Source organism: Arthrobacter sedimenti, from assembly GCF_042652025.1.
GTDB classification, from domain to species: Bacteria; Actinomycetota; Actinomycetes; order Actinomycetales; family Micrococcaceae; genus Arthrobacter; species Arthrobacter sedimenti.
The window spans coordinates 92,658-118,166 of record NZ_JBHSDQ010000003.1; the positions used below are offsets into that span (position 1 = coordinate 92,658).

The 25,509-nt window shown below is 64.9% G+C and carries 25 protein-coding genes and 1 pseudogene; 16 read left to right on the forward strand and 10 right to left on the reverse strand.

The features are described from left to right. The first annotated feature begins 281 nt into the window (after positions 1-281). Together ACFO0G_RS08500 and metE are read left to right on the forward strand one after the other, a co-directional pair. Positions 282-1,256, forward strand: coding sequence for a methylenetetrahydrofolate reductase (locus tag ACFO0G_RS08500; RefSeq protein WP_286397458.1), 975 nt, complete (start codon positions 282-284; stop codon positions 1,254-1,256). 137 nt (positions 1,257-1,393) lie between these two features. Beyond that, positions 1,394-3,733, forward strand: a complete 2,340-nt coding sequence (metE, locus tag ACFO0G_RS08505; protein ID WP_376977033.1) for a 5-methyltetrahydropteroyltriglutamate--homocysteine S-methyltransferase — start codon at positions 1,394-1,396, stop codon at positions 3,731-3,733. Positions 3,734-3,808: 75 nt separating this feature from the next. Here metE and ACFO0G_RS08510 read toward each other — a convergent pair whose 3' ends face one another. The 3 genes from ACFO0G_RS08510 to ACFO0G_RS08520 are packed head-to-tail and all read right to left on the reverse strand — an operon-like array spanning position 3,809 to position 6,041. Beyond that, positions 3,809-4,519 carry a DUF4386 family protein gene (locus ACFO0G_RS08510; RefSeq protein ID WP_376977034.1) on the reverse strand — a complete coding sequence of 237 codons (711 nt, stop codon included), beginning with the start codon at positions 4,517-4,519 and terminating at the stop codon, positions 3,809-3,811. 52 nt (positions 4,520-4,571) lie between these two features. Continuing rightward, complete coding sequence (locus ACFO0G_RS08515) at positions 4,572-5,078, reverse strand: DUF2004 domain-containing protein (protein ID WP_286397452.1); 507 nt, start codon at positions 5,076-5,078, stop codon at positions 4,572-4,574. A gap of 45 nt (positions 5,079-5,123) precedes the next feature. Then, positions 5,124-6,041, reverse strand: coding sequence for a LysR family transcriptional regulator (locus tag ACFO0G_RS08520; protein ID WP_286397450.1), 918 nt, complete (start codon positions 6,039-6,041; stop codon positions 5,124-5,126). Positions 6,042-6,137: 96 nt separating this feature from the next. Between ACFO0G_RS08520 and ACFO0G_RS08525 the strand changes: the two genes are divergently transcribed. The 10 genes from ACFO0G_RS08525 to ACFO0G_RS08570 all read left to right on the forward strand — a co-directional run bounded on the left by ACFO0G_RS08525 (position 6,138) and on the right by ACFO0G_RS08570 (position 16,787). Further along, positions 6,138-7,526, forward strand: coding sequence for an NAD(P)/FAD-dependent oxidoreductase (locus ACFO0G_RS08525; RefSeq protein ID WP_376977035.1), 1,389 nt, complete (start codon positions 6,138-6,140; stop codon positions 7,524-7,526). Continuing rightward, entirely contained in the window at positions 7,523-8,254 is a 732-nt protein-coding gene (locus tag ACFO0G_RS08530; RefSeq protein ID WP_376977036.1) for a DUF1365 domain-containing protein, read from the forward strand. The genes ACFO0G_RS08525 and ACFO0G_RS08530 overlap by 4 nt, the downstream gene beginning before the upstream one ends. Further along, positions 8,251-9,624 (forward strand): class I SAM-dependent methyltransferase, encoded by a 1,374-nt coding sequence (locus ACFO0G_RS08535; RefSeq protein WP_376977037.1) that lies wholly within the window; start codon positions 8,251-8,253, stop codon positions 9,622-9,624. The genes ACFO0G_RS08530 and ACFO0G_RS08535 overlap by 4 nt, the downstream gene beginning before the upstream one ends. Positions 9,625-9,656: 32 nt before the next feature. After that, complete coding sequence (locus ACFO0G_RS08540; RefSeq protein WP_376977038.1) at positions 9,657-10,178, forward strand: TspO/MBR family protein; 522 nt, start codon at positions 9,657-9,659, stop codon at positions 10,176-10,178. Positions 10,179-10,531: 353 nt separating this feature from the next. Further along, complete coding sequence (gene nrdH / locus ACFO0G_RS08545) at positions 10,532-10,777, forward strand: glutaredoxin-like protein NrdH (protein WP_013601222.1); 246 nt, start codon at positions 10,532-10,534, stop codon at positions 10,775-10,777. Positions 10,778-10,866: 89 nt separating this feature from the next. Next, entirely contained in the window at positions 10,867-11,337 is a 471-nt protein-coding gene (gene nrdI, locus ACFO0G_RS08550) for a class Ib ribonucleoside-diphosphate reductase assembly flavoprotein NrdI (protein ID WP_376977461.1), read from the forward strand. 20 nt (positions 11,338-11,357) lie between these two features. Further along, positions 11,358-13,478: a class 1b ribonucleoside-diphosphate reductase subunit alpha gene (gene nrdE / locus ACFO0G_RS08555; RefSeq protein WP_376977463.1), complete on the forward strand. Its 2,121-nt coding sequence runs from the start codon at positions 11,358-11,360 to the stop codon at positions 13,476-13,478. A gap of 97 nt (positions 13,479-13,575) precedes the next feature. Beyond that, a complete protein-coding gene (gene nrdF / locus ACFO0G_RS08560; protein WP_015937302.1) occupies positions 13,576-14,550 on the forward strand; it encodes a class 1b ribonucleoside-diphosphate reductase subunit beta in 975 nt (324 codons plus the stop codon). Positions 14,551-14,682: 132 nt separating this feature from the next. After that, the gene (locus ACFO0G_RS08565; RefSeq protein WP_376977039.1) at positions 14,683-15,729 is read left to right on the forward strand and encodes an MsnO8 family LLM class oxidoreductase; all 1,047 of its coding nucleotides are present in this window, start codon (positions 14,683-14,685) and stop codon (positions 15,727-15,729) included. 329 nt (positions 15,730-16,058) lie between these two features. Then, positions 16,059-16,787 (forward strand): PspA/IM30 family protein, encoded by a 729-nt coding sequence (locus tag ACFO0G_RS08570; RefSeq protein WP_376977040.1) that lies wholly within the window; start codon positions 16,059-16,061, stop codon positions 16,785-16,787. Positions 16,788-16,815: 28 nt separating this feature from the next. Here ACFO0G_RS08570 and ACFO0G_RS08575 read toward each other — a convergent pair whose 3' ends face one another. Beyond that, positions 16,816-17,850: an AAA family ATPase gene (locus ACFO0G_RS08575; RefSeq protein ID WP_376977465.1), complete on the reverse strand. Its 1,035-nt coding sequence runs from the start codon at positions 17,848-17,850 to the stop codon at positions 16,816-16,818. A 99-nt stretch (positions 17,851-17,949) separates the two neighbouring features. Here ACFO0G_RS08575 and ACFO0G_RS08580 point away from each other — a divergent pair, with 99 nt between their 5' ends. Then, positions 17,950-18,489, forward strand: coding sequence for a hypothetical protein (locus ACFO0G_RS08580; protein ID WP_376977041.1), 540 nt, complete (start codon positions 17,950-17,952; stop codon positions 18,487-18,489). A gap of 49 nt (positions 18,490-18,538) precedes the next feature. Here the strand turns inward: ACFO0G_RS08580 and ACFO0G_RS08585 are convergent, their stop codons facing one another. After that, complete coding sequence (locus ACFO0G_RS08585; RefSeq protein WP_286397431.1) at positions 18,539-19,087, reverse strand: DUF3090 domain-containing protein; 549 nt, start codon at positions 19,085-19,087, stop codon at positions 18,539-18,541. 105 nt (positions 19,088-19,192) lie between these two features. Between ACFO0G_RS08585 and ACFO0G_RS08590 the strand changes: the two genes are divergently transcribed. Next, complete coding sequence (locus ACFO0G_RS08590) at positions 19,193-19,729, forward strand: GNAT family N-acetyltransferase (RefSeq protein ID WP_376977042.1); 537 nt, start codon at positions 19,193-19,195, stop codon at positions 19,727-19,729. A 56-nt stretch (positions 19,730-19,785) separates the two neighbouring features. On the opposite strand, the gene ACFO0G_RS08595 is transcribed toward ACFO0G_RS08590, so the two are convergent. Continuing rightward, positions 19,786-20,271, reverse strand: coding sequence for a hypothetical protein (locus ACFO0G_RS08595; RefSeq protein WP_376977043.1), 486 nt, complete (start codon positions 20,269-20,271; stop codon positions 19,786-19,788). A gap of 41 nt (positions 20,272-20,312) precedes the next feature. Beyond that, a complete protein-coding gene (locus ACFO0G_RS08600; RefSeq protein WP_376977044.1) occupies positions 20,313-20,813 on the reverse strand; it encodes a DUF2087 domain-containing protein in 501 nt (166 codons plus the stop codon). A gap of 251 nt (positions 20,814-21,064) precedes the next feature. On the opposite strand from ACFO0G_RS08600, the gene ACFO0G_RS08605 reads away from it, so the two are divergent. Continuing rightward, positions 21,065-21,616: a nuclease-related domain-containing protein gene (locus ACFO0G_RS08605; protein ID WP_376977045.1), complete on the forward strand. Its 552-nt coding sequence runs from the start codon at positions 21,065-21,067 to the stop codon at positions 21,614-21,616. Between the two features lie 328 nt (positions 21,617-21,944). After that, positions 21,945-22,616: an SRPBCC family protein gene (locus ACFO0G_RS08610; RefSeq protein ID WP_376977046.1), complete on the forward strand. Its 672-nt coding sequence runs from the start codon at positions 21,945-21,947 to the stop codon at positions 22,614-22,616. Here ACFO0G_RS08610 and ACFO0G_RS08615 read toward each other — a convergent pair. The 3 genes and pseudogenes from ACFO0G_RS08615 to ACFO0G_RS08625 all read right to left on the reverse strand — a co-directional run bounded on the left by ACFO0G_RS08615 (position 22,570) and on the right by ACFO0G_RS08625 (position 25,421). Then, positions 22,570-23,518 (reverse strand): annotated as a pseudogene (locus ACFO0G_RS08615) (alpha/beta fold hydrolase). The gene ACFO0G_RS08610 and the pseudogene ACFO0G_RS08615 overlap by 47 nt on opposite strands. Positions 23,519-23,546: 28 nt before the next feature. Continuing rightward, a complete protein-coding gene (locus tag ACFO0G_RS08620; RefSeq protein ID WP_376977047.1) occupies positions 23,547-24,572 on the reverse strand; it encodes an alpha/beta hydrolase in 1,026 nt (341 codons plus the stop codon). 30 nt (positions 24,573-24,602) lie between these two features. Beyond that, complete coding sequence (locus tag ACFO0G_RS08625) at positions 24,603-25,421, reverse strand: HNH endonuclease (protein WP_376977048.1); 819 nt, start codon at positions 25,419-25,421, stop codon at positions 24,603-24,605. Positions 25,422-25,509 lie beyond the last annotated feature (88 nt).

Genomic DNA, 25,509 nt, shown 5'->3' on the forward strand with positions numbered 1-25,509 from the left:
AAAACAGTGTCTTAATTCGGCGCCGACTTGTCCCGCGCCCGTCACTGCCCATAGAGTCGAGGACAAGTTACCGCGGTAACGTGTCAGCGATCCTCCGTCTGGAGGGTGTGGGTGCCCCCATGTGGGCCTGACATTTGCTCACGGACTACTTCATGCAAGGCGTAACAGTCGCGGCTGCGTCGCTGGTGGAGTCCCTCCGTGTTCCCCAAACTCAACTCATTGCCGGTTCCCTGCCGTTCTGTCGGAGGGAAGCAGGCAATGGCCCAAAGCCAAGGACGCAAATGTCACCACCAAGCCTGATTGACGCACACCCGAACCTCTCCGAAGCCGCTCCCGTGGCGCTTTCCTATGAGCTGTTCCCGCCCCGTTCGCCTGCAGCAGCGGAAACGCTCTGGACCACCATTCGCGAACTGGAAACCACTGAGCCGGACTATGTCTCCGTAACCTATGGCGCCAGCGGCTCCAACCGGGACACCGCCGTCGAACTCATCAACCGGCTCCTGCTGGAGACCACGCTGCGGCCGCTGGCCCACCTGACCTGCGTGGGCAACAGCCCGCAGGAACTCGCCACCATCGTGGGCGAACTGCTGGACACCGGCGTACGCGGCATCCTTGCCCTGCGCGGAGACCTTCCCAAGGAAGCCAGCGCGCCCGCTGCCGGATCCCTCCGGTACGCCCAGGACCTGATCGAACTCATCCGCCGCGTGGAGCAGCGCCGTTCGGCCCTGCTTTGTGCCGGCAAGATCGCAGTCGGGGTGGCAGCGTATCCCGCCCGGCACCCGGAATCGCCCACGGAGGAGCACGATGTGGAGGTGCTGCTGGCCAAGCAGCGTTCCGGTGCCGACTTCGCCATTACGCAGGTGTTTTTCGAAACCAGGCACTACGCTGACCTGCTCACCAGGGCGCGGCGCGCCGGCGTGACCATCCCCATCATCCCCGGAGTCATGCCGCTCACCAGCCTCCGCCGGCTCAACCGCCTGGGACAGCTCACCGGCGTGGAGCCCGCGCCGGAACTGATGGCCAAGCTGGCCGCCGCCGATTCCGACCTGGAGCGGCTCCATATCGGAGTCGATGCCACGGTGGACCTGGCCAACGCTGCCCTGGACGCCGGTGCCCCCGGCATCCACATTTACACCTTCAACGAGCACCAAAGCGCGCTGGAAGTGCTGGACAAGCTCGCCCTTCCGCGCCGCAGCCGTCCCGGCAGCCAGCACAGCCGGCGGGAATCAATCGCCCGCAGCCTCCTCGCCAGCTGACCAGCCTGGAGTCCTTCCAGGCTGCCGGCTGACCGGCCGCACCACTAAGCATCGCCATCACTACGCGCACCGTTCCGTGCTGCGTTCCTTCGCGCTGCGCTGATCCGCGCGCGCCCTTCCCACTTCCAGGAGTACCCATGACTGAACAGAACACCGCCCGCATCCCGTTCCCGTCCGCTTCGCTTCTCGGCTACCCCCGCATAGGCCGCCGGCGCGAACTCAAGAAGGCCGTGGAGGCCTACTGGGCCGGCAGGATCGACGCCGCCGCCCTGGACGCCGCCGCCAAGGTCATCCAGCTGGCCACCGCCCGCCGCCTTCAGGAACTCGGCCTCACCGAAGCCGCCGCCGTGCCGGGCACCTTCTCCTACTACGACCAGGTCCTCGACACCACCGCCCACCTGGGTGCCGTGCCTGCCCGCTTCGGCAAGTTGCTCAACGCCGATGGGCAGCTGGACATTGACGGTTACTTCACGCTGGCCCGCGGCAACAAGGAACAGCAGCCGCTGGAAATGACCAAGTGGTTCGACACCAACTACCACTACCTGGTCCCGGAGATCGGCCCCGAAACCGAGTTCACCCTGGCGTCCACCGCCAAGGTTGACGAGTTCGCCTTCGCACTGTCCAACGGGATCGAAACCCGCCCCTACATCGTCGGCCCGGTCACCTACCTGCTCCTTTCCAAGGCCTCCGACGACGCCCCGGCCGGCTTCGCGCCGCTGTCCCGCCTCGAGGACATCCTGCCCGTCTACGTCCAGCTGCTGGAGAAGCTGGCCGCCGCCGGCGCAGGCTGGGTGCAGCTCGACGAACCCGCACTGGTGGTTGACCAGGACACGCCGGCTGCAGAGGTCGAAGCAGCCGTTGCACGGGCATATGAGGTTCTGACCGCTGCGGCCAACCGTCCGCAGATCCTGGTTTCCACACCGTACGGCTCGCTCGAAGGCCAGCTGGGCACCCTCGCCGCCACCAACATCGATGCCCTCCACATCGATGTCTTCAAGGGCACCGTTCCCTCCGCCGCCGCGCTGGCGGGCCTGGGCAACAAGACCCTGGTGGCCGGCGTCGTGGACGGCCACAACATCTGGCGCAACGACCTTGCCGCCTCCGCCGCCAGGCTGGACAAGCTGAAGGCCGCCGCCGGCAGGCTCGCCGTCTCCACCTCCACCTCCACCCAGCACGTCCCTTATGACGTTGCCGAGGAAACCCAGCTGTCAGAGCAGCTCCGCAGCTGGCTGGCCTTCTCGGACCAGAAAGCCGTGGAGGTCAAGACCCTGGCGCTCTACCTCGCGGACCCCGTCTCGGCCAAGGCTGCCATTCAGGAAGCCACGGCCGTGATTGCTTCCCGCGCCGCGGCGGAAGGTGTCCGCCGCGCCGACGTCAGGGCCCGCACCGGAGCGCTTACCGCCGCAGACTTCACCCGCTCCGACTACACCGTGCGCGAGGCCGCCCAGGAAGAGGCACTGCACCTGCCGCCGCTGCCCACCACCACCATCGGCTCCTTCCCGCAGACCTCGGAGATCCGCTCCGCCCGGGCCCGCAACACCAAGGGCGAGCTGAGTGATGGGCGGTACGAGCAGCTCATGAAGGATGAAATCAAGCGCGTGGTGGACCTGCAGGAAGAGCTGGGCTACGACGTCCTGGTGCACGGCGAACCCGAGCGCAACGACATGGTGCAGTACTTCGCCGAGAACCTCGAAGGCTTCGACGTCACCGTCCACGGCTGGGTCCAGTCCTACGGCTCCCGCTGCACCCGCCCGTCGATCCTGTGGGGTGACGTCACCCGCAGCGCCCCCATCACCGTCAAGTGGGCGGCGTACGCGCAGTCGCTGACCGGCAAGCCGATGAAGGGCATGCTCACCGGTCCGGTCACCATCCTGGCCTGGTCCTTTGTCCGCGACGACCAGCCGCTGGCTGAAACCGCCAACCAGGTTGGCCTGGCGCTGCGCGATGAGATCGCCGATCTCGAAGCAGCAGGCATCAAGATCATCCAGGTGGACGAGCCCGCCCTGCGCGAACTGCTTCCGCTGCGCAAGGCAGACCAGGCTGACTACCTTAAATGGTCGGTGGACTCCTTCCGTCTGGCCACGGCCGGCGCCGCCGACTCCACCCAGATCCACACCCACCTCTGCTACTCGGAGTTCGGCGTGATCATCGACGCGATCGACGGCCTGGACGCCGACGTTACCTCTATCGAAGCCGCCCGCTCCCGCATGGAGGTTGTCCACGACCTCGAATCCCACGGCTTCGGCCGCGGGGTTGGTCCGGGTGTCTATGACATCCACTCGCCCCGCATTCCCGGCGAGGCCGAGGTCACCGAGCTGCTGTCCACCGCCGTCAGGCACGTTCCGTCCCGCCAGCTCTGGGTCAACCCGGACTGCGGCCTGAAGACCCGCGGCTACGCCGAGACCGAGGAGTCGCTGCGGAACCTGGTCAAGGCCACCCAAACGGTCCGCACGGAACTGCTGCAAGCGGCGAAGTAGCGGATTGGGGTAAGCAGGCTCAAGGTCCGGCTCTCCAGCGCGCCGGACCTTGAGGAGCGGACGACGGCGGTTTGGTCACCTGAGGTGACCGGCCGCCGTCGTCTGCTTCATCCGCCAGGCGCTGACTGCCAGCCAAACGCTGGCCGCGACGATTGCCACGATGCCGACCAAGGTAGGCGCCGAGTTGGCGTCGGAAAACCCGGATTCTCCGATGATCCACCCCTGGGCCAGGTAAGCCAGTCCGGACAGCGCCATGAGTAGTCCGATGATCCGGGGGACACGATGTGTGGCAGCCACAGCAATCCCAAGGAGCCCCAGTGCAGCTCCTAGCAGGAAGCTTTGGTAGCTGCGCATGCCCCATTCCAGCCAGCGGATGCCCTCTGCCGTAGCGAACCGGGCTGCTTTTTCGGGCTCCGGGGCAGCGGCCCAGGCGTCCACCGCCTGCTTCAAAGCCACGCCGTCCACCGCCTGGAGTGCCGCATAAAGTGCCAGGCCGGCAGCGGCGGCAAGGGCACCAAACCGGGCAACCCAGGCCACAGCGTGCTGACTCGCCTCAAGGGCTGCCCACAGGGAGACAAGGGCTGCGCATACCAATGCCATCCCCACGAACTGACCGAGGTGTACGGCGGTCCAGATGCCGCTGTTGGCGTACGCAGTGAACGAGGCAACGTGATCGTTGGCGTCATGGGACCCCGCATGGAGCACACCGGCGATTATCGAGGCCAGCACGCCGGCCAGGAGCAACGAAGCAGCGAGCCGAAACGTGCCGGCCCTGGGTTCTTGCATAACTCCCATGGTGGAACCACCGGCGCGGCGGCGCCAGGGCCAAACGCCCCGTTCAGGACTCCCAGACGATCTCGTCGTCCACAACGCCGTCCTGGTCGGCGCACGCCACCAGGACCTCATCGGTGAAGTGCTGGCCCAAAGTGAAGTCCAGGACGAAGTAGCGCTCGGGCTGGCCGGGGTAGATGGCCACGTGGCCCAGTTTCAGGGCCTTGAGGAAGACCTCGTTGGTGAGCTGGCTGCGGTCCTGGACACCGAACACCTTGTGCAGATGCTCGTCCTTGAGGGCGTTGCAGTGGAAGTGCAGGTACTCCTGGGGGCTGGTGCCCTCCTGCTCAAGCTCTTCCGCGATCATTGCGCGGACCTCGTCCACCAGTTCGGGGAGGAAGCGCAGCCGGTATTCGACTTTGCGAAGCGCGGCCTCGTCAAAGTGGTCGTGCGCCTTGATGTTCAGGTCGAGTTCCAGCGGGTGGCCCCGCAGCTCGTGCTGGGCCGCGAAGAGGTGATCCATGCCGTGGTTGAGCTCGATCTCCCCAAAGTGCTGGCTCGCTACCTTGTTCATAGTCTCAACATAGACCCGAAGCGCAGACCATTCCAGCGTTCGGCCCTAATTCACCGCGGTGCGCATCCCGGCAAGGGTTTCCGCCAGGAGGTCCACGAAAAGCTGTACCCGCGCGGTCTTCCGGTCGTTGATCAGCAGCGCAAATACGTTTCGTGCCAGCCGGATTTCGGGCACGTCCAGCACCACGACGCCTGCCGGTTTGTTCCGCAGCGCCAACTCCGGAACCAGGGCCGCGCCCAGTCCGGCGGCGGCCATTTCCAGGCTTGCGTGGAAGTCGTCGCTGTGTGCAACCACGCGGGGGTGCAGGTTGCAGCCGGCGAACAGCCGTTCGATCACCATGGCGTCGCTCGTGCCGGGGTGGTGCATGATCCATGGCATCTCTGAAAGGTGGTCCGCCGCCACCTTGGCATCGGCCCGGAAGCCCCAGCCCGCCGGCAGCACCACCCGGAAGTCGTCGTCGCCGATCCATTGCCGGTTGATGGTGTTGGGCCAGGCGAAGCCCGTCTGCCCCACCTGGAACACCACCGCCAGGTCCAGGTCCCCGCCGGTGCGCAGGCCCTGGATGGTCTGGCCGGGCTCCGCGACGGATACCCGCAGGTCAATGCCGAGTTTCTTCCAGGCCGGGTTCTTCAGGATCCGGGGCAGGACGTAGGTGGCCAGGCTGGGGAAGATCCCCAGCCGCAGCTCCTGGCTTTCGCTGTCCTGCGTCCTTGACGCGGCGGCCATGAGGGCCTCGATGTCGGTGAGCACCTTGGCGGCATGCCGGGTCATGACGACGGCGGCTTCCGTAGGGACCACGGCGCGCGCCGTCCGCTGGAAGAGCGTTACGCCGGTTTCGCGCTCCAGCGCGGACATCTGCTGCGAGACGGCCGATGCCGTGTAGCCGAGCGTCGCGGCTGCCGCGGCGAACGAGCCCAGCCGCGTGACCTCCAGGAGGGTCTTCAGGTGCACGGGATTTACCACCAGCCCACAGTACTGCACCCATCCGCCGCCGCTACTGCGCCGAATTGCCGTCTGTATACCCGGCCCAGCGACAAATGTTCAGCAGAGGAGCATAAGTTGTCACTTAACCCAGCAGGAAGTGCAGGCAGGCGGCGCATCGCCGTCATCGGCAGCGGCGTGGCAGGACTGACGGCCGCCTATGTGCTGAACAGGCAGGACGATGTCACCCTGTTCGAAGCAGACTCACGGCTGGGAGGCCACGCCCACACCCATGACATGCCGCAGCCGGACGGAGGCATCATCGGGGTGGACACAGGGTTCATCGTGCATAACGAGCGCACCTATCCCACCCTGCTGCGGCTGTTCGCCGAACTCGGCGTCGAAACCCAGGACTCGGAGATGAGCATGTCCATCCGCTGCGACGGCTGCGGACTGGAATACGCCGGTGCCCGGGATGGTGCCCGGGGGATCATCGCCAAGCCCTCCAGCCTGCTGCGTGGCCGTTACCTGCTGATGCTGCTGGAGGTCACACGCTTTTACCGGAAGGCGAGGGAACTGCTCAGGACCGCGCCGCCGTCGGCCGTCAGCGACGAAGTGGACATCCCGGAACTGACGCTCGGCGCTTTCCTGGAGCGGGAGAAGTTCAGCCCGTACTTCATTTCCCACTTCATGACCCCTGTGGTCAGCGCCGTCTGGTCCTGCGATCCCACCACCGCCCTCGCCTATCCCGCACGGTACCTGTTCACCTTTCTTGGCCATCACGGGATGCTGGGCATCAAGGGCTCGCCGCAGTGGCGCACGGTCACCGGCGGCTCGGCCCGGTATGTGGAAAAACTCGCCGCAACACTCAGCGACGTCCGGCTCCACACGCCCGTCAGGGCCATCCGGCGGCTGCCCGACGGGGTGGAGCTCGCAACCGACAGCGGGCTGGAAGACTTTGACGCCGTCGTGATCGCCACCCATCCTGCCCAGGCGCTCGGGTTCCTGGCCGATGCTACCCCGGAGGAGAAGGAAGCGCTGGGCGGGATGCCCTACTCGGTGAACCACACCGTGTTCCACCAGGACCCCGCCGTCCTGCCGGCGGCAGACAATGCCAAGGCGTCCTGGAACTACCGCCTTCCGGGTTGCGACGCCCGGCCGGACAAGGTCCTGGTGAGCTACGACCTGACCCGGCTGCAGCGGCTCACGCCCGCGGACGGCCGCCCCTACCTGGTAAGCCTGGGCGAATCGGAGCTGATCGCCGGCGACGCCGTGCTGGAGCGGATGGTGTACGAGCACCCGCAGTACACTCCCGAGTCGGTGAAGGCCCAGCAGGCCATCACCGCCCTGAGCAACAGCCGGATCGCGTACGCCGGGGCCTACCTTGGCTGGGGCTTCCACGAGGACGGCGCCCTCTCCGGCGTGCGCGCCGCAGAGAAGCTTGGCCGCACCTGGCCGGTGGTGCTCGGCGGCCCGGGCGACCCGGCCGGTGAAGGGGAGCGGGAACTGGCCGCGGAACCTGCATGACCATGGACGCCTCGATCTACCGCACCTCCATTTCCCACGTGCGGCGCAGTCCCCTGAAGAACGCGTTCACGTACCGGAGCTACAGCTGGTTCGTGGACGTGGACGCGATTCCACGGCTGCCGTTCCTGCTCCGGCCACTGGCCGTGTTCCGCGCCGGGGACCACCTGGGGGATCCGGACGCCAGCATCCGGTCCAACGTGGAGCGGTACCTGCGGACCCAGGGCATGGAGCCCGACGGCGGCCCCATCCATATGCTGGCCAGCGCCCGGGTGTTTGGGTATGTCTTCAATCCGCTCAGCCTGTTCTGGTGCTACCGCTCCAACGGGGACCTGCAATGCGTGGTGGCGGAGGTCCACAACACCTACGGGGAACGGCACTGCTACCTGCTGCGCACCGACACCGCCGGGCGGGCATCCGTGCCGAAGGCGTTCTACGTTTCACCCTTCAACGACGTCGACGGGCAGTACCGGATGAAGCTACCGGCACCGGGGGACCGGCTGGCGGTGTCCATCATCCTGGAGCGGGAGGGGCAGCGGCCCTTCGTGGCCACCATGGACGGACGTCGCAGGCCCGCCACGGTCCGGAACATCCTGGCTGCCGCCCTGACGGTGCCTGCCGCGCCGCTGCTGGTATCCGCCCTGATCCGGATTCAGGGCATTAAACTCTGGGCAAGACGCCTGCCCGTCGTTGCCAGACCACATCACCCTTCACAGGAGGCAGTTCAATGACAATGACTGACGACAACGGCACTGCAGCCCGTACCGATGCGGCGCCCCCCGCACACCCCGCCGGGTACAGCCCCGCAGCCTGGGGCGCCAACGGGGTGCCGGCGTCGCCCGCCACCATCGATCCCGACCGCTGGCCCGGTGTTGCCGCACCGCCGTCGGGCCTCAAGGCCGACGTCGCCGGCAAAGCTGCCGGCCTGCTCTTCAAGGGAGCGGTGAAGCGGCTGCCGCTGCGGGTGGAATACCCGGACGGCACGGTGCTGGGAACGGGCGGACAGAACGCTCCTGTGATGACCATGGTGCGGCCCGAGGCCTTTGAGAACCGTATCGGCGACAACGGCCTGATCGGCCTGGGCGAATCCTTCATGGCCGGCGACTGGGAGTCCTCCGACCTGGCCGCGGTGCTGGAAGTCTTCGCTGCTTCCGTGGACACGCTGATCCCCATGCCGCTGCAGAAGCTGCGCTCGCTGTACCTGCCACGGACGCCCCGCCAGGAACGCAACGCCGAACAGAACACCCGCAGCAACATTTCGCGGCACTATGACCTGTCCAACGAGCTGTTCTCCAACTTCCTGGACACCACCATGAGCTACTCGTCGGCGCTGTTCCCGGAAAAGGCCGGGCCGTTGTCCTCGGTGGCATGGGATTTCCTGGCGGAGGCCCAGCAGGCCAAGATCGACCGGCTGCTGGACAAAGCCGGCGTGGGCCAGGGGACCCGGCTGCTGGAAATCGGCACCGGCTGGGGCGAGCTTGCCCTGCGCGCCGCTGCCCGCGGCGCCACCGTCTACAGCGTCACCCTCTCCAGCGAGCAGAAGGCGCTGGCCGAGTCACGAATCGCGGAGGCCGGGTTCGCGGACCGGGTGACCGTGGCCCTGCAGGACTACCGGGCGGTGGAAGGCGAGTACGACGCCGTGGTGTCCGTGGAAATGATTGAGGCCGTGGGTTATGAATACTGGCCCATCTACTTCCAGACGATCGACCGCGTTCTTGCCCCCGGCGGAAAGGTGGCCATCCAGGCCATCACCATGCCGCATGGGCGGATGCTGGCCACCCGCAACGCGTACACGTGGGTGCACAAGTACATCTTCCCCGGCGGTTTCCTGCCGTCCGTCCGGGCCATTGAGGGAGTGACCCAGCAGCACACCACCCTGCGCGTCAGGGAGCGCATGGGGATGGGCGACCACTACGCCGCCACCCTGCGGCTGTGGGAGGAGCGGTTCCTGTCGCAGTCCCGGAAAGTGGGGGAGTTGGGCTTCGATGCCGTCTTCCAGCGGATGTGGCTGTTCTACCTCTGCTACTCGCGCGCCGGTTTCCAGTCGGGGTACCTGGACGTGCAGCAGATTGTGCTGGACCGCCGGGAGGCGCAGCTCTAGGTTTGCGTGTTAAGGAAAGGGGAGGAGCAGGCATGAAACTCAAGACACTGGCATGGACGACGGCGGCAACGGCCGCCACCGCCGCGGCAGGCGGGGTGGCGACCGACCCCCAGAGCAGCTGGTACCTGAAGCTGCGCAAGCCGGACTGGCAGCCACCGGCAATTGCGTTTCCCGTGGTGTGGACTGCCTTGTACGCCGATTTGGCGGTGACGTCCGCTGTCGCGCTGGACCGGGCTGCTGAACTTGATGAGGCTGCCGACAGTCCCGGGCCTGTCCGCAGGGACCACCGCCGGGAGCTGCGTTCCTACCAGGGTGCACTGGCCGCCAACCTGGTGCTGAACGCGTCGTGGAGCTGGTTCTTCTGGCGCTCCCGGCGGCCGTGGCTGGGAGCTGCCGAAGCAGCCGTGCTGGCCGCCAGCAGCGCTGACCTGGTGCGGCGGACCTACCGGCTGAACCGGACGGCCGGGGTTTCGCTCGCTCCGTACGCGGCCTGGTGCGGGTTCGCCACCGTACTGTCCGCGGCAATCGCCAGGCTCAATCCCGGTATGAAGTAGGGAACGTTCTGCCTGTCAGCCGGTGCTGCGCCAAGGGTCCTTCATCACCATATGTAGTGATGAAGGACCCTTTTCCTTGCGCCCGAACGGCGGGCGACACGCCGGGGAATCACGACACGCGCACTGTGCATAAGTGGGCAAGTCCGTCCACAGGGTGTGGACCAACACCGCAAAAAACCCGGGATCCCGGGCATTTTTTCCGGTCTTGCCTGTGGATTAACGGTGCATTAAATGACATACTTGTAATACATCATCTTGGGGTTCCAAAGAGGCGTCTGCACTACATGTAGTATCTACATACAGCTGGACGGGGACACCGCACCAGCAAGAGTTCAACTTAGGGGACAGGGACAATGACCGTAACGGTTTACACGAAGCCTGCTTGTGTTCAGTGCAACGCCACTTACCGCGCGCTCGACAAAAAGGGCATCACCTACCAGAGCGTTGACATCTCCCAGGACGCCGAGGCACTCGAGCGCCTGAAGGCACTGGGCTACATGCAGGCTCCCGTTGTGGTCACCGACCAGGACCACTGGTCCGGCTTCCGCCCGGACAAGATTGAAGAACTGGCACTTTCTGCCGTTTCTTCCGTGGCCTAGGAGCTACAGCTTTTCCTGCCGGCAACCAACTACCAGCTGAGGTGACTCCCATGGCACCAACAGCACAGCGTGACCACACGGCTCAGCGTGTGGAGGTGTCCCCGCCGGCCACAGATCGGAACGATCCCGGGCAGGCTCTCACGGAGAGCCGGCTCATCTACTTTTCCTCCACATCCGAGAACACCAGCCGCTTCGTTGCGAAGCTTGGCCGAGAGGTGGCCCGGATCCCGCTTTATGCAAAGGACGCACCCCTCCTCGCTACCCGGCCGTTCGTGCTGGTGGTGCCCACCTATGGCGGCACCGGGGGAGAGGGGTCCGTTCCCAAGCAGGTCATCCGGTTCCTCAACAACCCGCAGAACAGGAAACTGCTCCGCGGCGTTATTGGCGCCGGCAACACAAACTTCGGGGACAACTACTGCATGGCAGCGGACATCATCGCCGCCAAGTGCCAGGTACCCCACCTTTATCGATTCGAACTTATGGGAACGCCGGAAGACGTCACCCGGGTCAACCAAGGATTGGACAAGTTTTGGACACGACTGTCGCAGACACAGAAGTAACCAGGGCCCAGAAGCCTGAGATGCCTGCCGCCTACAAGGGGCTGGGCTATCACGAGCTGAACGCCATGCTGAACCTTTATGGTCCCAATGGCGAAATCCAGTTCGGCGCGGACCGCGAGGCTGCGCACCAGTACTTCCTGCAGCACGTTAACAACAACACGGTGTTCTTCCATGACCTGGAGGAGAAGCTCGACTACCTGGTGAAGAACCAGTACTACGAGCGCGAGACGCTGGACCAGTACACGATGAACTTCATCCGTGAGCTGTTCAACCGCGCCTACAAGAAGAAGTTCCGCTTCGAGACCTTCCTGGGCGCCTTCAAGTTCTACACCTCCTACACGCTGAAGACGTTCGACGGCAAGCGCTTCCTGGAGCGCTACGAGGACCGCGTGTGCATGGTTGCCCTGCACCTGGCCCGCGGCAACGAGCAGCTGGCCCTGCAGATGGTGGATGAGATCATCGACGGCCGCTTCCAGCCGGCCACCCCTACGTTCCTGAATGCAGGCAAGAAGCAGCGCGGCGAGCTGGTTTCCTGCTTCCTGCTCCGCATCGAAGACAACATGGAGTCGATCGGCCGCTCCATCAACTCCGCGCTGCAGCTCTCCAAGCGCGGCGGCGGCGTGGCCTTCGCCCTGACCAACATCCGCGAAGTCGGCGCCCCGATCAAGCAGATCGAGAACCAGTCCTCCGGCGTTATTCCCGTGATGAAGCTCCTCGAAGACAGCTTCTCCTACGCCAACCAGCTCGGTGCCCGCCAGGGTGCCGGTGCCGTGTACCTGCACGCCCACCACCCTGACATCTACCGCTTCCTGGACACCAAGCGGGAGAACGCGGACGAAAAGATCCGCATCAAGACACTCTCCCTGGGCGTCGTCATCCCGGACATCACGTTCGAGCTGGCCAAGAAGGACGAGGACATGTACCTGTTCTCGCCCTACGACGTGGAACGCGTCTACGGCATGCCGTTCTCCGACGTCTCGGTCACCGAGAAGTACTACGAGATGGTGGATGACTCGCGGATCAAGAAGACCAAGATCAAGGCCCGCGAGTTTTTCCAGACCCTCGCCGAGATCCAGTTCGAGTCCGGTTACCCGTACATCATGTTTGAGGACACCGTGAACCGGGCCAACCCGATCGACGGCAAGATCATCATGTCCAACCTGTGCTCGGAGATCCTCCAGGTTTCCCAGCCCACCACGTACAACGATGACCTCTCCTACGCCGACACCGGCAAGGACATCTCCTGCAACCTGGGTTCGCTGAACATCGCCAAGACCATGGACTCCCCGGACTTCGGCCTGACCATCGAGACGGCCATCCGGTCCCTCTCGGCAGTGTCGGACATGTCCAACATCACCTCGGTGCCGTCCATCGCCAAGGGCAACGACCAGAGCCACGCCATCGGCCTGGGCCAGATGAACCTGCACGGCTACCTGGCCCGCGAGCGGGTCCACTACGGCTCCGAAGAGGGCCTGGACTTCACCAACATCTACTTCTACACCGTGGTGTACCACGCCGTCCGGGCCTCCAACCTGCTGGCCATCGAAACCGGCCAGACGTTCGGCGGCTTCGAGAAGTCCAAATACGCCTCCGGCGAGTTCTTCGACAAGTACACGGAGCAGGAATGGGTGCCGCAGACCGAGAAGGTCCGCGAGCTCTTCAAGGACGTCCACATCCCCACCCAGGCTGACTGGCTGGCGCTGAAGGCTTCCGTCATGGAGCACGGCATCTACAACCAGAACCTGCAGGCTGTGCCGCCTACCGGCTCAATCTCCTACATCAACAACTCCACCTCCTCGATCCACCCGGTGGCGTCCAAGATCGAAATCCGCAAGGAAGGCAAGCTGGGCCGCGTCTACTACCCGGCGCCGTACCTGACCAACGACAACCTGGAGTACTACCAGGACGCGTACGAGATCGGCTACGAAAAGGTCATCGACACCTACGCTGCCGCCACCCAGCACGTGGACCAGGGCCTGTCGCTGACGCTGTTTTTCAAGGACACCGCCACCACGCGCGACATCAACAAGGCCCAGATCTACGCCTGGAAGAAGGGCATCAAGACGATCTACTACATCCGTCTCCGCCAGCTCGCGCTGGAAGGGACCGAGGTCGAGGGCTGCGTCAGCTGCATGCTCTAGTTGCACCGTCAACTAAAGGTGCCAGTACGACGGCGGATGGGCGCCCGCCGTCGTACGCTTTAACTTAGTGAAACCCACCCAACGCTTAGGGGATGACATGACCGAGAAGGTCAAGCTGCTTAGCCACGTCGAGGCCATCAACTGGAACCGTATCCAGGACGACAAGGACGTGGATGTCTGGAACCGCCTGGTGAACAACTTTTGGCTGCCGGAGAAGGTGCCGCTGTCCAACGACGTCCAGTCGTGGAACACGCTGACCCCGGTTGAGCAGCAGCTCACCATGCGCGTGTTCACCGGCCTGACCCTGCTCGACACCATCCAGGGCACCGTTGGCGCCGTCTCGCTGATCCCGGATGCGCTGACCCCGCACGAGGAGGCCGTCTACACGAACATCGCGTTCATGGAGTCCGTGCACGCCAAGAGCTACTCGTCCATCTTCTCCACGCTGGCCTCCACCAAGGAGATCGACGAGGCGTTCCGCTGGTCCACTGAGAACGAGAACCTTCAGAAGAAGGCCCAGATCGTCATGGACTACTACCAGGGTGACGACCCGCTGAAGCGCAAGGTGGCTTCCACGCTGCTGGAGAGCTTCCTGTTCTACTCGGGCTTCTACCTGCCCATGTACTGGTCTTCCCGCGCCAAGTTGACGAACACGGCTGACCTGATCCGCCTGATCATCCGCGATGAGGCAGTGCACGGCTACTACATCGGTTACAAGTTCCAGCGTGCGCTGGAGACCGTGTCCGAGGAGCGCCGCCAGGAAATCAAGGACTACACGTTCGAACTGCTCTTCGAGCTGTACGAAAACGAAGTCCAGTACACCCACGACCTGTACGACGGCGTGGGCCTGGCCGAGGACGTCAAGAAGTTCCTGCACTACAACGCGAACAAGGCGCTGATGAACCTGGGCTATGAGGCGATGTTCCCGGCCTCCGTGACGGACGTGAACCCGGCCATCCTGTCGGCGCTGTCGCCGAACGCGGACGAGAACCACGACTTCTTCTCCGGGTCCGGGTCCTCCTACGTGATCGGCAAGGCAGTGAACACCGAAGACGAGGACTGGGACTTCTAGTCTTCTTCTTCACCGGTGCACCCCGAATGACCCCGCATGCTGAGGCCTGCGGGGTCGTTTGTTTAAGACCCGGGACTCCGTACCGCGCATTCGGGAGCGGAATTCTTCCTCGCCGGGCGTGGTTCCAGCAGTATGACCCTTTCCCTTCCCCGGATTTCCATTCTGGACCGCGCCAACGCCCGCGACGGGCTTCCTGCTGCCGACGCCCTCCACCGGGTGCTGGAACGGGCTCAGCGGGCGGAGGAATTGGGTTATCACCGTTTCTGGGTCGCAGAGCACCATGCGGTACCAGGCATCGCCGGTTCCGTTCCTGCCGTGCTGATGGCCGCCGTTGCTGCCCGGACGCACTCCATCCGGGTCGGTTCAGGAGGCATCATGCTTCCCAACCACCAGCCACTCGTGGTGGCCGAACAGGCGGCCACCCTGGAGGCCCTTCATCCCGGACGGATCGATTTGGGCGTCGGCCGGTCAGTGGGTTTCACGCCTGCAGTCCGGGATGCGCTGCACGCCGGGAAACAGGACGCGGAGCGGTTTGAAGACCTGCTGGCCGAACTGCTGGCCTACCTGTCCGGAACCGCGTCCATCACTGCCCGGCCGCGGAACGACTCGGCGACACCGGTATTCGTGCTGGCCACGGGATCGGGAATCGATATCGCAGCCCGTGCCGGCCTGGCAGTGGTGCTGGGCGGGCCAGCCGTGTTCCGGACAGATCAGAACGGCAGACTCCCCGCGCTGGAAAGGTATCGCTCACAGTTCCGTCCATCACGCTGGTTCCAACGGCCCTTCGTCATGGTTTCCGCCAATGTAGCAGTGGCCGCCACGAGCCAGGCAGCCAGGGAACTGCTTCTGCCCGAAGCCGTCGCGCTGGCCCGTTCCAGGACCACCGGCGAATTCGCTGCCTTGGCGCCTGTGGGCCCGGCCGAGTGGGCCGGCCTGACTGTACGGGAAAAGGAAGCGGTCGAAAGGAGCCTGGCCACCTCGATCTACGGCACGGCTTCCGAGGTGCGGACCCAGGTTCAACACCTGCTCGCTGCCTCCGGAGCTGACGAGTTGCTGATCACAGGCGGAGCCTTCGACGTAGCGGCACAAGGGGAATCGGACCGGATCCTGGCCGGGCTCTTTCCGCAGGACGAGCGTCACAGCATGGACGACCGCCTTGGATTTGTAGCACCTCGTTGACGCCCGCGCCACGTTGAGCGGAACCATCGCCGGGTGGTGGTGTCAGTCGCGCCCGGGTCAGCCGGGATTCCGGGAGGCCCGGGTTAAGGGCCGGCGGCGGTTTGGGGGGCTGCATCCGGTCTCGGGATGCTTCGGCCGCCGGCCCTTTCCCCATGTGTAGAACCTGCCCCCAGCGGGAGGATCCTGCCCCCAAAGATAGGACCCGTTCCTAAACGGCAGCCCACGATGGGCACAAGGTTTGCTCAAGAGTGGCCGCGTCATTACCGTTGGGTCCCAGGTTGCTGCCATTCCGATAGGATGCCAATTCCACCAACGATAGAAAGGCCGCAGTGAAGCAGAGTATTTTCTCCCGCGTCGCCCAGCTCGCCAAGGCCAACCTGAACGCCCTCCTCGACTCCGCAGAAGACCCGCAGAAGATGCTGGACCAGATGGTCCGCGACTACTCGGAGAACATTCGCGAAGCCGAGGCTGCGGTCGCCCAGACGATCGGCAACCTCCGCATGGCCGAGGACGACTACAACAGGGCAATGGACGACGCAAACACCTGGGGCCGCAAGGCCATCGCCGCCTCCCGGAAGGCCGATGAGTTCCGCGCCGCGGGGAACAGCGTTGACGCGGACAAGTTCGACGCCCTCGCCAAGGTCGCCATCGGCCGGCAGATGACTGCCGAAGCCACCGCCAAGGCCCAGGAGCCAAACCTGGCCGCGCAGAACCGGGTTGTTGACCAGCTGAAGAACGGTCTGGAAATGATGCGCGGAAAGCTTCGGGAGCTGACCGTGAAGCGCAACGAGCTGGTCAACCGCGCCCGCGTCGCGGCCACGCAGTCCCAGGTGAACGACGCCCTCAAAGCCTTGGACGGCGGGGACCCAACATCGGCGATCGGCCGTTACGAGGACAAGGTCCGCCGCCAGGAAGCCACCGCCCGCGGCCAGCAGGAACTCGCCGCCTCATCACTGGACGCCCAGTTCGCCTCCCTGGAAGACCTCGGCGAGCAGACCGAAGTAGAGGCACGGCTTGCGGCGCTGAAGTCCATGGACCGGAAGGCCATCGACTACTAGGACATCGTCCAGGGCACCGCAGATTCGGTCAGACGAGCCAGCGCCACCACCGCGGCTGCTCCGGTGCCGGCATCGGTTCCGGCTCCGGCTCCTCACCCAGGGCCAGTGCGGCCTTGACGATGTCGTCCTCGGTGAGCGTCATGACAGCCTCGCGATCGAGCGCGTCGAGACCTTGTTCCTCGTCGAGCGACAGCCGCAATGCCTGGCGGTTGAGCGCCTGCTCGAACAGCGTGCGGGCGAAGCGTGCGTTGCCGGAGTCCTCGCCCGCGTGGAGCCCGGCGAGGATACGGCGCAGCATCTGGTCCCCACCGGGCTCCAGCCTGTACTCGTGCTGGGCCAGCATCTGGTGGAAAATCGTCTGGAGTGCGTCGACGGAGTAGTCGGGGAATGTAATTTCGCGGGCGAACCGGGAGCGCAGCCCGGGGTTCGAGAGCAGGAAGGACTCCATCAGCCGCGGGTACCCGGCCACGATCACCACCAGGCGGTGGCGGTGGTCCTCCATCCGCTTCAGCAGGACCTCGATCGCCTCGGGGCCGAAGTCCATCCGGCCGTCCTCGGGCGCCAGCGCGTAGGCCTCGTCGATAAACAGGACGCCGTCCAGCGCACGCCGGATCACCCGGTCCGTCTTGATGGCGGTCTGGCCGACGTACTGCCCCACCAGGCCGGAACGGTCGACCTCGACCAGGTGGCCTTTCTGCAGTAGACCGACCGCGCGGTACATCTCGGCCAGGAGCCGCGCCACAGTGGTCTTGCCCGTGCCCGGGTTCCCAAGGAACACCAGGTGCTGCGATGTGGCCACCTCGGGCAGCCCGTGTGCTTTACGGCGGGCCTGGACCTGGAGCAGTGCGACGAGGGCCCGTACCTGTTCCTTGACGGTCTCCAGCCCAACCAGTGCGTCGAGCTCCTCTTGCAGCTCGGACAGGGGCCGGGCCGGCCCGGGCCGTGGACCGATGAGATCGCCGACCAGGTCGTCGACGCGCTCTGAACCGGGCAGCTTGAGCTGATCGGCCAGGTGGCCGATGGTTTCGCGCAGCTCGTCGAGCGGTTTGCGGCTGGCAGCCATGCCTCCACTGTAGTACCCGTTTCCCCGCCATGAACGGTTCATCCCGGTCACAAAGGATGAGCCGTAGCGGAGGGCAGGGTCCGGGCCTAGGATGACGCCATGAGGAAGTGGGGCGAAATGCATCCCGCGCTCCGTGCAGTTTTGGTGGGCGTCGTTGCCTTCGCCGCCATCCTGGCGGCCGGTCTCATCCTCGGGGGCGACCCCGACGACGCGGTCGCCAATGCCGTCTTCTACGCTCTGCTGATCGGTGGCGGCGCGTTCTTCCTGACGAGGTTCCCGACGGACACCGCCAAGCTTGATGAGCCGGGCAGATTTGTCATCTTCCTGCGTTTCCCCGGTTCGTCACCGGGCTCGCTCAGCAGCACATGGCAGGCGGGCATCGCCAGCCCAGGCCCGGGAAGGATCGATTTCCAGCCGACCATTCATGACGAACTGATACCCATCGGCCGCAGCAAGGCCCTCACGGGAGTCAGGGCCACGGAGTCCCCACCACGGAAGGCCAACCGCCACGACGGCAAGCAGGAAGTGCCGTTGGACTTTCACGTCATCAGCCTGGACTCAGACCGTGGCGTCATTGAAATCGCAGCCACCCCTGCCACCCTCCAGAACCTTCAGCGCTTCGTATCGACAGCCTCATAGGGGAGCGCTGCGTTCAACGGCCTGCGCCGGCTGTTCGCGGCGCGCCCCATCAGTTGTCGGGAGGGGTGCAGATGTGGCCGTCGGCGTCCATGGGGTACCCGCAGAGCGGGCAGAGGGGACGCCCGGCGCCCACTACTTCGCGTGTGCGCTTGGTAAATGCCCGGGCGGTGCCCACCGGCATTTTCACCAACACCATTTCGGGTACCTCAGCGTCGTCCTGATCAAGGGATTCGTCTTCATCATCCGCATCGCTGATGGGGTAAGCCTCTATGACTACCTGCGCCGTGGTGGGGTCCCAACCCAGGCTCATGGCGCCGGTCCGGAATTGCTCTTCAACGGCCTCGAGCGGATCGTTATCGACCAACTCAATGGGAGTGCTGGTGGGAACGCTGAAGGGATTTCCCTCAAGGGCGTTGAGCTGATCGAGAACATCGTCAATCTTCTCCGCGAGCAGAGCTGCCTGCTGCTTCTCCATGGCGATCGTCACGATCTGCTTGCCTGTGCGGACTTGCAGGTAGAAGGTGCGCGCCCCCGGAACACCCACGGTGCCGATGACGACCCGGTCAGGCCAGGAAAACTCGTGAACAAGTGTAGGCATGTCAGTAGTCTAGGCGACCTGGGCTTCGCGCCCGCTGCCCTCCACAGCGCACGCCGCACATCTGTTCGGGTCCAAGGGAATAGTCCTGCTGGGTAGTGTGAACAGATGAACTTCTCTTTCGAACTCCCTGAAGGCGTTGTCCTCCGGCCCGTCCAAAAGCTGGACGCCAGGGCGTTGACAGAGGCGTTCCAGAAGAACCGCGCCCATCTTGCGCCGTGGGAACCAATTCGTCCCGACAAGTTCTACACGGTCCAAGGACAACAAGAGGTGATCACCAGGCAGCGACGGGAACTATCTGCAGGCACCGGCCTTCCAATGGTCTTGGTACGACTAGATGAGGCCGTCGGCCTGCTGACCCTGAGTTCGATCGTGCGCGGTGCCTTCCAAAACGCCCACCTGGGGTACTGGATGGACCAGGCTTTGCAGGGTTCCGGAATCATGACGGCGGCGGTAGCTGCCGCTGTCAACATCGCCAAACATGACCTCGCGCTGCACCGGCTTGAGGCCGCGACCCTGGTGCCTAACACGGCCTCCCAGCGGGTGCTGGAGAAGAACGGATTCGAGTCGTACGGCACCGCGCGAGCCTATTTGCGGATAGCGGGGCTGTGGCAGGACCACCGAATGTTCCAGCGGATTCTCTAGGCGGTGTGGGGCAGAAGGAACGGCTCAGCCGGCGGCTCCGCGCGGGGTCGGAGCGGTTATGAAGCACGCAGATGGGCCAGCACCAGCCCGATGGGTATGCTGACGGCCACTACCACCACCAAGACCCGATAAACCCACAGCGCCCAGCCGGATTTTGTACCGGAGCGGCGAACAGTCTGAAACATCAACGCCAACGCCACAACCAGCAACACGCCGCCGCCATCGACCACCCAGGGGTTGGCAACCAATGTGCCGCCAATAACGAACGCGCTTGCAGCGTTCCAGGCAACCAGCTCCGCGACAACCTTCCAACCGATGAAGCGTCGTGGCGCCAAAAAGTATTGGCTTATCCCCAAAGCCCCCTGCGCCACTCCTCCGACGAGAACGAGATAGGCCGCGACCCACGATCCGTGCTCAAGCTGAAGCGGGCTAGTTACCGCGGCAACGAGACCGCCTGCCACAACGCACAGCAGCGCCACTGAACCGAAGGCCAGGGCCGGCTTGATATCGCCTGCCGGCAACGTACGTGACGAGTTGCTCATGCCGTCCAAACTACTGCACACCATGTCAGGGCAGGGGGCGGTTACTCTGCCGAGGAATACGAGGAACCCGAAGGCGTGCGCTGCAAAACGCCGAAGTCAACCATGTATCGGCGCAGCAGCACCACGTCGTCGGTATAGCTGAGCAGCCGCTCGTTGACCTGTCTCTCTGTGAGCTTTTCGCCGGGTGCGATGGTCTCGGTGGCGATCCTCGCCAGCAGCGCCCGCCGCTCTGCCAGGTTCGCGGGATATCTCTCAATCCGTCCGAGCCGCATGAACCTGTCCAGCCCGGTCCGCGGCTGCCGGCGGGGCTGCTGGGCCAGCAGGTCACGGAATATCGCTTCCCCCGCCACCAGCCCGCCGGATGCTTGCCGCTGGACGAGCCCGGACTCCAGCAGGCCAGCGATGGCTCGTTGGCGCCGCTGCTCCTTCACATCAGGCAGGACATCATTAGGGGCCGCTCCCAGCACTATCTGGGCGTAGGCGGTCCTGGCATCAGCGTTGCCCAGCATCGCCAGCACGCGACGCCAGTGGGGTCCGTTCATCTTCGATCCTCGGGCCACGCCAGTCTCCTCCTCTGCCGCCGAGCCACACCAGTACGTCGAGGTGTGCTGGAGATCGTAGCCAGCATGCCACGGTTCCCGGAAGCCCGCCGGCGGCGGAAAGCCGTATGCGATCCGCCGCGTTCCCCAAGTTTTTGGGAAAGATGCTGCCAGGAACCCCCGAAAACCGGTGCGGACAACCAATGCAGGCCCTATGCTCATGCTGCATGCATCACACAGTGGGGGAGAGAAACGTGAGCACCGATTCAGTACCAGCGCACTTAGGGACCCGTGTACCGGGCCAGGCGGTCATCGAAGAGTTGCTGGCATTGCAGAGCCAGGTGCCGCCGCGATCCAGGCTCCAGCGGATCTTCGGAGTGAGTCCCCTGAGTGCGGAAAGCTCGTCCTGGTACCTGGGTGCCATCGGCGAAATCGTCGTTGGAGAGATCCTGGAAAATCTGGGTCCCGAGTGGCGGGTTCTCCACGCCGTTCCGGTAGGCGCAGGTTCGTCGGATATCGACCATGTGCTGATCGGCCCCGCCGGCGTCTTCACCATCAACACGAAGAACCATTCCGGCCAGCCGGTCTGGGTGGCAGGCAGGACCCTCATGGTCGCCGGTAGGAAGACCCGGCACCTCTACAACGCGGCCCACGAAGCTGCGCGCGCCTCAAAGCTGCTGACTGCCGCGGCGGGTTTTCCCGTGAACGTGACTGCCGTCGTCGTCATTGTCGAGCCGAAGACGCTGACCATAAAGGCGTGCCCCGAGCAGGCGGTGGTGGTCACCGACGCCCAGCTTCCGCGCTGACTGCGCACGGCCAGTCCCGTGCTCGCCTGGGCGGAACTGACCCGTATTTCCGCCGTCGCGGGCAAGCCGGGCACCTGGCACAAGCGTCCGGCCGCGCAACATGACCCGCGGGTGCTTCAACAAAAGTTCGGCGCCCTCAGGCGCCTTGTTGTGCAGGCACGACGGCGACGCGCGGCTTGGATGCTGGGCGTACCGGCGGTGGGCCTCCTGACATTGATGAACGGAGCCCACCTTGGCGCCGCTATCCTGCAGGGGTTGGCAGGGCGTTGACCGGGCCACAGGACATTCGGCACTTTTCCTGGGCCCGACAGGTCCACAAACTGAGGTGATGCGACTCCCGACGCGCTTGCTGCCCATACTGGGGATCGCGGCCGCGGTGGGGGCCTATCTGCGCTGGTTACGTCCCTGGCAACTCACCTGGGGCGCTGGGCCGGAAGAGGTCTCCCGAGCGATGCCGGGCGACGAACTGGTGCCCCAACCGACCTTCAATGCCACGAGGGCCATCACCATCGGTGCAGCGCCCGAAAGGATATGGCCCTGGCTGGTCCAGGTGGGGCTTGGCCGCGGCGGCTGGTACAGCTACGACATCCTCGACAACCTTGGCCGGCCAAGTGCACGGCGGATTATTCCTGAGCTGCAGAACCTCGCCGTAGGCGACATCGTCCCCATGAGCCCAGATGGCAGACACGGCATAACGGTCCAGAGGATGGACCCGCCACTGTCCATGGTCTGGGGCACGCCGGGGAACACCAGCTGGACCTGGCAGCTTGAGCCCACCAAAGACGGTTCAACCCGGGTTATCAGCCGTATCCGTGCCCGGTACCGCTGGTTCCCGCCCGCCATGGCCTTCTCGGCACTCGTGGAATTCGGAGACATCTGGATGATGCGGAAGATGCTGCTCAACCTTCGCGAGCGTGCCGAAACGGTGCAGCTACCAGGCCAGGAACCCCTTGCTACGCCTCCTCCGCTTTCGCATAAAGCGCCAGGAGATCACGGCTGAACTCATGCGGGGACGGTTCGCATGGGCTGTGCCCACCCCTGTAGACCCCGATCCGCGCACGGATCGCCTGCGCAAACAGCCGGTGCAGCTGGAGCGGCCACAGGTCATGCTCGCCCACGGCCACGAACTTGGGAAGCTCTGCCTCAGCCAGTTCCTGCCGTAGATCTGGAACGTTTTGCATCAGGGTGTAGATATCGCGGATGGACGAGCGGCGGGTGAAACGGAAGCGGTAATTGACGAACCGCTGCCTTCCCGGCGGTACGTGGGCCACCCTCCCGCTGCGGATTCCCCAGATGAGCAGCGCGGCACCGGCCCTGCCGTTGACCCACGTGCTGAACCGGCCGATGCGGCTCACACCCCGGAAACTCGGACCCGGTTCCGGTGGGCACCCCAGGAAGGTGATGGACCGGAAGAGATCCGGGCGCTCCACGTAGGCGAGCTGGGCGATGATGCCCGCGAAGGAATAGGCCACAACGTGCACGGGGGCGGCTGTACCTTCAAGGACCGCCAGGAAAGTCGTCCACGAACAACCCGTAGTCGTAATGCTTCCGGGGCGGCACCAGGTTCTCCGGCCCTGCCCCCGCTGACTTGTACTGGCCCGCCAGATCGTACGTCAGCGCGTAGTATCCGGCGCCGGCAAGGTCCGGCATCATGAGCGAGAAATCCTCTTTCGAGCCGGTGGCGCCCGGCACCAGGACCACGCACGGATCATCCGGATTGCCCAGCGCCATGGCGGCGAGCTTGCCGCTGGGGACGTCCAGCGTGAACTGCACAGAGCCAGGCGGTGGCACGGACCAGTCGACATCACCCAGCTCCGCATCCTGCAGGGCCGCCGCATCCACTCGGGCAGAGCCAAACTCCTCGGGATCAACTCCGTAGTCTCTTTGGCCCGGCTCCGGCATGGTCCCAAGATAGCCCAGCCGGACGCGCCTAGTCAGCGGCAGCGGGAGGACCGGCCACGTTGCCCACAAACGCATGGAGCCGCCGGTACACCTCCTGCGATTCCGGATAGCGGTAATCCTGTTGCCAGGTGTGTTCGGTGTTGGCACTGGCCCAGGGGTAGATGAGGGCATCCACGGGAACGCCATGGTCCTGCAGCCGCGCAATGAAATTGAGGTTGGACCGGTAAAAGAAGTCGCGCTCGGAGGTGGTGACGAAGACCGGCGGGTGGTTCCCGTCCAGCCACTCGATGGGGGACAGATAGCCTGCTGCAGATCGCAGCCGTGCAGAGGTCAGGGGTGCCGTGGCCGGCAGCAGCATGCGGACGAAGTTAAGGCTGAGGACAAAGCCGCTTTCAAAGAACACCGAAAAATCAACGGCGCTGCAGTGCTGGACAAGCCCTTTCACATGCCCCGCGGGAACAGCCGGCAGCAGCGAGTAGTGCGCTGCCAGCTCTGGGCGCAGGCTGATGGCGGTGAGCAGGGCCGAAATCTGCCCGCCCGCGGAGTCCCCGCCCAGGACCAGGCGCGCAGGGTCCCCGCCGTACTCCCCGATATTCGCGGCAACCCAGGCAAGGGCGGCGTTCGCGTCCTCGAGCACATGCCCCATATGGAACCGCGGCGCATGCCGGTAGTTGACGTTGACCACCACCATCCCGCCCAGGGCCTGGTTGGCGCAGTACTTGGTCAACGCCGACTTGTCACCGGATGTCCATCCTCCGCCGTGGAAATAGACGTAGACCGGCAGGCCCCCGCCGCCCACCACCACATCTTCACCCGACTGATGTGCCAGGGGTGTCAGCACATCGAGCCGGTGGGCGCGCAAGCCATCGCCGACGTAGTCGAGGTCGTGGACATATGCCACCTCGGTGATGGGATCCGTGTTGAACCGCACCCGCTCCCGCGAGCTGACCGAACGCATCAGCAGCCGCCACGTCCACACAGGTACGCGACGCAACGCAGTCCTGGCCCGGCGGGCCAACTGGAATGCGTCACCGGAATCGGCAGCCACCGTCATGCCTCCATTTTACGGGCTGGTGGCCCGGGCCTATCCCTGCCCGCCTTCCATGATCCGCCGCGCATCCTCCTGAGCCCTCAGGGCCAGGGCTGTTACCAGCTCACCCCTCATCACCTGCCTGGAGGCGGAGTTCATGTTCTGCAGTTCGGACACCGTGCGCGGCGGGTTCACGCTGTGGGCCACCGCATGGCAGTTGGGGCACAGCGGAATGAGGTCTGCTATGGGGTCGAGCTGATATCCGCTGTGCAGCATTTCCGGCGGCACCACATGGTGCACGGCCAGGGCCTCAGGTGCGCTGCCACCGTACGCGGACTCGAATGAGAACCCGCAGGCCGCGCACGATGTGCCGTGGAACGCCAGGCAGATCCGCCGGGCGTCAGGGTCCCGTTCGAACCGGCTTACCTGGACAGTGCTCACAGCGTCCGGCGGCAAGGTCCCGCCACCCACCTCGGCACGGCCCGCCGTCGTGGGCCCGCAAGCACGCCAAAGCCGGCGCAGGGCAGGCTCGTACGACGGCGGCAGGGCCACCAGGGAGGGCCCGCCCGCCTTGGCCCAGTGGTCCCGGGGGAGGGCCTCGGCAAGGATGCCGGGCCGTATCTGTTCGCCAAGTGGAAGCAGTGCGTCAACGGCGAGGGCGATGAACCATTCCCCAGCTCCGGCCAGTTGGTAGGGTTCCGACACCACCACCGCGTGACCGATCAAACCAGCGCCCGCTTCGTTGCTGCCGTGCAGCAGGAGCCAGGCCTCGGTGGCTGGGCTGACGTCCGGGCGATGCTCCAGGCACCACCGCTCCATTGCTCGGCCGGACTTTGCAACGCGCTTGACGACGGCTTGGTGGTCCCAGCGCATCAGCCTGTTTGTGTCGCATCCGAGAATTACTGCAGCCACTGCACACCGACCCCCGCCACGCGCCGTCGACCGTTAAACACTGAGCGGG

Excerpts from the sequence above, each read along its gene's own strand:
- ACFO0G_RS08535 (WP_376977037.1), top strand. The coding sequence starts at position 8,251 with ATGACAATGACTGACGACAACGGCACTGCAGCCCGTACCGATGCGGCG.
- nrdE (WP_376977463.1), top strand. The coding sequence starts at position 11,358 with ATGCCTGCCGCCTACAAGGGGCTGGGCTATCACGAGCTGAACGCCATG.
- ACFO0G_RS08595 (WP_376977043.1), bottom strand. The coding sequence starts at position 20,271 with ATGAGCAACTCGTCACGTACGTTGCCGGCAGGCGATATCAAGCCGGCC.
- ACFO0G_RS08580 (WP_376977041.1), top strand. The coding sequence starts at position 17,950 with ATGAGGAAGTGGGGCGAAATGCATCCCGCGCTCCGTGCAGTTTTGGTG.
- nrdF (WP_015937302.1), top strand. The coding sequence starts at position 13,576 with ATGACCGAGAAGGTCAAGCTGCTTAGCCACGTCGAGGCCATCAACTGG.
- ACFO0G_RS08590 (WP_376977042.1), top strand. The coding sequence starts at position 19,193 with ATGAACTTCTCTTTCGAACTCCCTGAAGGCGTTGTCCTCCGGCCCGTC.
- ACFO0G_RS08510 (WP_376977034.1), bottom strand. The coding sequence starts at position 4,519 with ATGCAAGAACCCAGGGCCGGCACGTTTCGGCTCGCTGCTTCGTTGCTC.
- metE (WP_376977033.1), top strand. The coding sequence starts at position 1,394 with ATGACTGAACAGAACACCGCCCGCATCCCGTTCCCGTCCGCTTCGCTT.
- ACFO0G_RS08585 (WP_286397431.1), bottom strand. The coding sequence starts at position 19,087 with ATGCCTACACTTGTTCACGAGTTTTCCTGGCCTGACCGGGTCGTCATC.
- ACFO0G_RS08515 (WP_286397452.1), bottom strand. The coding sequence starts at position 5,078 with ATGAACAAGGTAGCGAGCCAGCACTTTGGGGAGATCGAGCTCAACCAC.
- ACFO0G_RS08540 (WP_376977038.1), top strand. The coding sequence starts at position 9,657 with ATGAAACTCAAGACACTGGCATGGACGACGGCGGCAACGGCCGCCACC.
- ACFO0G_RS08625 (WP_376977048.1), bottom strand. The coding sequence starts at position 25,421 with ATGCGCTGGGACCACCAAGCCGTCGTCAAGCGCGTTGCAAAGTCCGGC.
- ACFO0G_RS08500 (WP_286397458.1), top strand. The coding sequence starts at position 282 with ATGTCACCACCAAGCCTGATTGACGCACACCCGAACCTCTCCGAAGCC.
- ACFO0G_RS08575 (WP_376977465.1), bottom strand. The coding sequence starts at position 17,850 with ATGGCTGCCAGCCGCAAACCGCTCGACGAGCTGCGCGAAACCATCGGC.
- nrdH (WP_013601222.1), top strand. The coding sequence starts at position 10,532 with ATGACCGTAACGGTTTACACGAAGCCTGCTTGTGTTCAGTGCAACGCC.
- ACFO0G_RS08565 (WP_376977039.1), top strand. The coding sequence starts at position 14,683 with ATGACCCTTTCCCTTCCCCGGATTTCCATTCTGGACCGCGCCAACGCC.
- ACFO0G_RS08610 (WP_376977046.1), top strand. The coding sequence starts at position 21,945 with ATGCGACTCCCGACGCGCTTGCTGCCCATACTGGGGATCGCGGCCGCG.
- ACFO0G_RS08600 (WP_376977044.1), bottom strand. The coding sequence starts at position 20,813 with ATGAACGGACCCCACTGGCGTCGCGTGCTGGCGATGCTGGGCAACGCT.
- ACFO0G_RS08620 (WP_376977047.1), bottom strand. The coding sequence starts at position 24,572 with ATGACGGTGGCTGCCGATTCCGGTGACGCATTCCAGTTGGCCCGCCGG.
- ACFO0G_RS08530 (WP_376977036.1), top strand. The coding sequence starts at position 7,523 with ATGACCATGGACGCCTCGATCTACCGCACCTCCATTTCCCACGTGCGG.